Source organism: Streptobacillus felis (assembly GCF_001559775.1).
GTDB lineage: Bacteria > Fusobacteriota > Fusobacteriia > Fusobacteriales > Leptotrichiaceae > Streptobacillus > Streptobacillus felis.
The window spans coordinates 1-4,450 of sequence record NZ_LOHX01000263.1 but is presented as its reverse complement, the minus strand read 5'-3'; the positions used below and the strand labels follow the sequence as shown (position 1 = coordinate 4,450).

5 protein-coding genes and 1 pseudogene are annotated in these 4,450 nt (G+C 23.0%); 1 reads left to right on the top strand and 5 read right to left on the bottom strand.

Annotated elements, in window-relative coordinates; genetic code table 11:
- Nucleotides 1–209 (top strand): annotated as a pseudogene (locus AYC60_RS09045) (hypothetical protein); the annotation flags it as partial.
- A gap of 145 nt (nucleotides 210–354) precedes the next feature.
- Here the strand turns inward: AYC60_RS09045 and AYC60_RS04675 are convergent.
- From AYC60_RS04675 to AYC60_RS09040, 5 genes are all read right to left on the bottom strand, one after another.
- The gene (locus AYC60_RS04675) at nucleotides 355–825 is read right to left on the bottom strand and encodes a redoxin family protein (protein ID WP_067321822.1); all 471 of its coding nucleotides are present in this window, start codon (nucleotides 823–825) and stop codon (nucleotides 355–357) included.
- Nucleotides 826–836: 11 nt separating this feature from the next.
- Nucleotides 837–1,505, bottom strand: a complete 669-nt coding sequence (locus AYC60_RS04670; RefSeq protein WP_067321820.1) for a cytochrome c biogenesis CcdA family protein — start codon at nucleotides 1,503–1,505, stop codon at nucleotides 837–839.
- A 172-nt stretch (nucleotides 1,506–1,677) separates the two neighbouring features.
- Nucleotides 1,678–2,586, bottom strand: a complete 909-nt coding sequence (locus AYC60_RS04665) for a hypothetical protein (protein ID WP_067321818.1) — start codon at nucleotides 2,584–2,586, stop codon at nucleotides 1,678–1,680.
- Complete coding sequence (locus AYC60_RS04660; protein WP_067321817.1) at nucleotides 2,579–2,956, bottom strand: hypothetical protein; 378 nt, start codon at nucleotides 2,954–2,956, stop codon at nucleotides 2,579–2,581. The genes AYC60_RS04665 and AYC60_RS04660 overlap by 8 nt, the downstream gene beginning before the upstream one ends.
- A partial coding sequence (locus AYC60_RS09040) for a hypothetical protein (protein WP_197416967.1) occupies nucleotides 2,953–4,450 on the bottom strand: 1,498 nt, incomplete at its 5' end. The genes AYC60_RS09040 and AYC60_RS04660, both read right to left, overlap by 4 nt.

The following is a 4,450-nucleotide window of genomic DNA, read 5'->3' as shown; positions in this document are numbered from 1 at the left end:
AGTTAAAATCAGCTCTTGCTTTATTTAAAACTGAACTTAAAAAAGTTCCTTCACTTTTTAGAAAGAACTTTAAAGCTATTTGGGGATTTTATCCTTTTATGTGTCCTAATTGTAATATTTATCTTGAAGCTTATGAACTTTTTGTAAGTAGTGCTTTTGGCCGACCTATTCATAAATTCTATAACCCTAATGGCCTATTATTCAAATAGGTAATTTTGTGCTACTTGAATATATAAAGTGCATTCTTTTTATATCATTATAATTATTCAATTATTTGAATTAATAAAAATATACACACTTTATTAGAGTTCTAATTTCCTATAGAAAAATAAAATGGTAGATTTCTCTACCACCTTATTTTATCTTACTCATTTCTTCCTTTATCTTTTTAGTTGAAATAACTCCTGTTACTACTTTGGCTATGTTACCTTCACTATCTATAAATACATTAGTAGGATATCCTCTAAGTCTTGCTTTTTTTATTAAGCTTCCTTGATTATCCATTAATACAGGTAAGGCTGTCCAATCTGTTCCTTTAAACCATTTTTTAAAATCCTCTTCATTTAATTCACCTTTTTTTGTAGGTGAAACAACAGATATTACATTAAATCCAAGATTTTTTTCTTTTGAAAGTTCTACAGTGTGATCCATAGTGTATAAACAAGTTGGACACCATGAAGCCCAAAGTTTGATATATGTTTTACCTTTAAAATCTTTTATAGTTTTAACTTGTCCTTTTTGATCTTTAAATACTATATTATCTAAGTCTCCTGAAAAAGTAAGACTAGAAAATATTAACATTAACATAATTATTATTTTTTTCATTTTCCCTCCAATTATATACTTAATCTATTAAAAATAGCAACTAATGACTCTAATTTATCAAATAGTAATAGTAGACCCATAATGATTATTAATATTGCACTCGCTTTTTTTAGTAAACCTAAGTTACTTTTTATTATTTTTATCTTCTCAGTTAATTTATCATAAAATACAGTAAAAATCAAGAAGGGTGTTGCAAAACCTAGTACAAATACCAGTAATAGAAATGCCCCTTGAAGTGCTGTGCCACTATCCCCTGCAAGTAAAAGTACACCTGCAAGTATAGGTCCTATACACGGAGTCCAACCTAAAGAAAAAGTTAAACCTAACATAAATGATTCTAATCCTGAATTATAATATTTTCTATTATTTTGTAAAGTTTTTGTTTTTTCTAAAAAAGAAAAACTAAATATCTCTAATTGTTGTAATCCTAATATTATGATAATTATAGCTGCAATTATTCTAATTACAGGGTTATATAGTATATCTCCTAAAAGTCCAAAACCAAAGCCTAATAGTATAAAGGCAAGAGAAATACCCAATAAGAATAAAAGTGTATTTCTAAATTTCTTATTATCTTTTTCAAGAACACCAAAATATACTGGTAATAATGGAAATATACAGGGTGAAAAGAACATAAATATTCCCCCTAAAAAAATTGTAACTATTGATAAATCAAACATTTTTCCCTTCTTTCTATTCAATTAATCTTAAATGAGCATACTCTTCCATATTTCTCCTCCAAGTAAAAATATTATACTTAAGCAATCAACTATTGTCAATAGACAAAAATGTTTTTATTTAAACTTTAAAAAAAGACCCCCTTACTGGTTTATCCAGTAAGAAGGATTGATATTAGAACTTTACCCCAATTAATATAAAAAGAAGCAATTCAATCAATAAATAATCTCTGTCCTCCCTCATATAAATTTTATTGAATATGTAATAATATATTGAAATTAATAAAATAAAAATAATCATATAAATTAGTAAAACAAAATAAATATTTAAAAAAAACGTAATAATTTTCAAGTAATTAATTATATGAATATTTATAATAAAACTTGCATTTAAAATATTTAATTTATTTAAAGAGTCTATCTCCCACTTTTTCTTTTGATGATATATTTTTAATAGTATCGTTGGTATAGATGTCAAATATGATAAAGAAATGAAAGAATAAAATATTATTTCTTCTTCTATAAATTCTCGTTTATCTTTCTTTTTATTTCTTTCAATTAAAAATAAGAACATATATATCCAAAAAATAGGATTAAATATGAAAATTAATAATATATTTTTTAAGTTAATACTAAACATTTTAGTCCAAAAAGGTTTTTCAATATCACTGTATATGTATGAACTTTTCATAGATTTAAAAGAGGATACTGGTTTAAAAACATACCCAATATCCCTTAGTTTATCTTTTGTATTAAAGAACTTGAATAATGTGTAAGGGTATAATATATTTGTTTTTATTGTTTCATTAAACTCTTTGAAATCAACTATTTTTAATTCTTCTGTTTCTATGTCGTATATAAAAAATGGAGACTTATAATTTGCATAGGAAAAACCATATAAATAATCATTGTTTCTTCCTATTAATAATGCAAGGTTAATTTCATTTCTATCATTTATTGATAATTTAGAAAAATTATCAATATTAACATTATAATCATATTTATAGTTTCCTTTAAATAATATGCCATTTATTAAATATATTACAAAAAATAGTAATAAAACATTTTTTAGTTTTCTATTCATATTTGCTCTCCACTGTAAATAAAATAAAAAATAAATCAAAATCAATATACAAATTATTTTCTATTGAATCCTTGCTCAAAGGATAATCAAAATAATCTTTTTCAAGATCATGTAATATATAATCAGAATTAAAATAATATATATATTCTCTTGAATTAGTTTTTATCATCAACGCATTTATATATCCAGGAAATCTATAAACTGACTTTACATTAATAAGTTTTTCGTTGTTTTTTAAAAAAATAATCTTTTTTTCATTTTTTATAAACATAATATCATCTGTATAATAACCAACATCAGTTAAATTAAAAGTCGAAACGATTTTCAATAAAATAAATATAAATATAATCATTAAAATATATTTTTTCATTTTAGATCCTTTAAAATTTCTTCTAAAGTTTTGTTGTTTTCTTGAATTTTTCTTTTTATTTTATTTAAATCTTTAAGTTTAATAACCATTTCTTTTTCTTTTAACAAAATCCCAAAATTTATTGACCCCTCAATATCATCAGGCTGAAAATTTGGAAAATTAGTTGGCTTTAGTGCATGTTCAAATTTATCTATGAAAAAAAATTTTAACTTCATTTTTTTATTGTCCAAATATTCACCTTGAATTATAAAAGATGTAGTTCCTAATATTACTTTTTGCTTTTCTTTTTTTGTATAATTAAAATCTTTCAGTAAAACTTTAGTACCTGTATTTAAATAATCTACATTATTAATTACAGTAACCATACTTACAACAGAACTCTTTTCAGGATTATTTTCAACGTATTCTATAAAATCTTTCATTGAAATATTAATTTTTTCTTTTTCTTTTTCACTATTTAATATATTTATTTTTGAATTTGTAAGAATAGGATTTAATATGAATTTAACATTATTCATTAATTTTAAATCTTTAATTTTAGAATTTTTAATTTCTTTCACTTCATCTTTACTTATTAAAATATTGTTTTTTATAAACATTTCTTTATTTTTTTCCCCTGCTAAATATACTATTTCAATTATATCTAAGCCTGTCTCCTTTTCTAATGATTTTAATAAATTTTCTACATTATCCCCTGTAGCATCCTTAATATAAGTTGGGGTGTCTTTAAATTCTTTAATTCTCTTTTCTATAATACCTCTTTCAAATAAATACATATTTTTTTGATTGTTTATAATAATGTCTTGTACAACATACATATCGCTTATTATCTCAACAATTTCACCATCTTCAACATTATCATATTCAATCTGTATAGGTTTTTCATCATATATATTATCACTTATTCTTTTTTTAAATATTTCTCCTACAGTAGCTCCTATCAATTTATTATTACCATTTAAATCTTTTATAATTTTTCCATAATTTACAATACCGTATTCTCTAGATATACCTTCTTTAAATTGTTTTTCTGATAGTTCACCAACAGTATATATTTCTTTATTTTTACCTACAAATATTTTTAATAATCCTAACCCCTGTTGTAATAATTCTTTATTTCTTTCCTCAGCTTCTTTAGGAAGTTTGTTTGGATCAATTGCCTTATACCCAGAAAAACCAAGTTTTTTTACTAATTCTTCCCTTCCTTCCTTTGTTCTAACATCAGATTTTTTAATTATATCAATGTTTATATCATATTTTGAATTTAGATGATATTCTTCAGCATTTAGTATATTTGTTCTCTCTTTTTGAGATATATCAATTATTTCATCTTTTTCTGAATTAAATGTTTCTATTGCAGTTTTTATTCCTTCAAACTTAGTTTTTATTTCTTCTTCTGCAAGTTCTTGTTTTTCTTTAAATTCATTAGGTTTAACTATTGCTTCTAATACATTTAAATTTAAATCTAGTCCATATTCTCCTACCCTTGCACTT